Genomic DNA, 2,093 nt, shown 5'->3' with positions numbered 1-2,093 from the left:
CGCGCGACCATGTCCAGATACGCTTCGCGAAAACCCGCTGCCGCGCGGGTAGGCCGCGAGCAGCGCCGTGCGTTCGTCGGCGGTATACGCGTCGAAGTCGGTCGCCATCAGGTCCGTCGACACGGCGCATGCGAGTGCGCGCGCAAGCGGCGACGCGCGGGCGGCCACGCCCGGCGTCGTATGCAGCGCGACCGCGTGCCACACGTCGTCGCGCATGCGCCGCGACCGGCGATGCCGCAGCAGCAGCGCGTGCGCGGCATCCGCGCCGTCGAGCTCGTAGCGTTCGGTCGAACGGCAGTACGCCGGGCTCAATCCCATGTTCGCGTACATCGCGGCGACGTACAGTGCGTCGGCGTCGCACGCGTCGCCTGCACGCCGCGCGGCGAGCGACGCGAATACGAACACGCGCGCCGCATGAGCGGCGAGCGCGGCGGGCAACGACGCGCGGGCCGCGTCGGCGGCCTCGACCGTCACCGGCGTGCGCGGAATGCGCACGCCGGCCACTTCGTCGCCGGTGGCCGATGCGCGCGGGTGCGCAGCATTCATCCTGTCTCCTTCATGCCCCGTGCACGGGGCGGAAAATCGTTCGATGCACGGCGACACCCGGCGCGCAACGCGTCGCGCACCGGCACGCACCGCTCAAAACGCGACGCAGCAGCGGCCGAAGGCTTCGCAGCGCTCGGCGGCCGCACTTGCCGTCGGATAGCGAGCTCGCGCGAAGCGGCGTCCATCACCGCGCGCACGGCACGCATCGACGCCGGGCACCCCGCACGCGTCGCCCGCCGCCGACGCATGCGAACGGTCGCGCACGTCGGCGTCTGCCGCGCAGGCGGCGCCGCCTGCGGCGACCGGCGACCACGCGGGGCTGACGGGCGGCGGCGGCGGCGCAAGCGGCGAGAATTCCTGTTCCGCGTGCACGACTTTGCCGTCGACGACCGTCAGCACCGACGACAGCGTCGGGATGCGCCGCACATCGATCGTGAAGTAATCGTCGCTCAGCACCGCGAAGTCGGCATACCGGCCGGGCACCAGCGCGCCCTTGCGGTGCTCGTCCGCGGAGAACCACGCGCTGCCGACCGTGTAGCGGCGCAGCGCCTCCATCCGGCCGAGCCGGTTGCGCGCCGGATACAGCGCGGTGCCGCCCACGCTGCGCCCCGACACCATCCAGTACAGCGCGACGAACGGGTTGTAGCTCGCCGCGCCCATCGCGCCGGACCCCGCGCCGACCGGCAGCCCGGCCGCGAGCATCGCGCGGAGCGGCGGCGCGCGCGTGGCCGCCGCCGCACCATGGCGCGCGATGAAGGCTTCGCCCTGGAACGCCATGCGCGGCTGCACGGTGATGCCGCCGCCCAGCGCCGCGACCCGCGCGATATTGGCGTCCGAAATGGCCTCGCAGCGGTCGAAGCACCAGCGCAGCCCGTCGAACGGCGTGTCGCGGTCCACCGCTTCGAACACGTCGAGGAAGCGGCCGATCGATTCGTCGTAGGTCGCCTGTAGCCGGAACGGCCAGCGATGATGCACGAGCAGCCGGACGACGGCCGCCAGTTCGACCTCGACGGACGCGGGCAACTCGACGCGCGGTTCGAGGAAATTCCCGAGATCGACCGCCGAGAACAGCAATCGCTCGCCCGCGCCGCTCGCGCGCAGGAACGCGTCGCCGTCGCCGGGCGCGGTCAGCGCGATCCATTTCGCGAAATCATCGAGCTCTCGGCCCGCGTGCCGCGCGCCCAGCGCATAGGCGATGCGCGTCGTCAATTCGCCGCGCCGCGCGAGCGTCGCGACCGCCGCATAGTCGTCCGGATACGCGAGGCCGTCGCCGCCGGCGTCGATCGCGCTCGTCACGCCGACGCGGTTCAGCGCGTGCATGAACTGCCGCGTCGAGTTGACCCGGTCGGCCGCATCGAGCGTCGGCGCGCGGGCGAGCACCGCGCCCAGCACCGCCGGGTCCGGACGCGCGAGCAGCAGCCCGGTCGGCCGCCCATGGCGGTCGCGCCGCAGTTCGCCGCCGGGCGGATCGGGCGTGTCGCGCCCGTAGCCGAGCGCGCGCAGCGCGGCCGCATTCAGCCACGCGCTGTCGGCCAGATGCTGGACGA

At 73.5% G+C, this 2,093-nt stretch carries 1 protein-coding gene and 1 pseudogene; both read right to left on the bottom strand.

Annotation, left to right across the window (positions count from 1 at the left end):
- Positions 1–546: pseudogene (locus JMF90_RS34695) on the bottom strand (phosphohydrolase); the annotation flags it as partial.
- Between the two features lie 93 nt (positions 547–639).
- Positions 640–2,093: amidohydrolase family protein (locus JMF90_RS34690; protein ID WP_201326129.1), on the bottom strand; the 1,454-nt coding region annotated here is incomplete at its 5' end.

The organism is Burkholderia sp. E168m23 (assembly GCF_016586125.1).
In the GTDB taxonomy this organism is placed as follows: Bacteria; Pseudomonadota; Gammaproteobacteria; order Burkholderiales; family Burkholderiaceae; genus Burkholderia; species Burkholderia orbicola.
The sequence above is the reverse complement of the archived record's forward strand: the minus strand, read 5'-3'. Positions and strand labels throughout refer to the sequence as shown.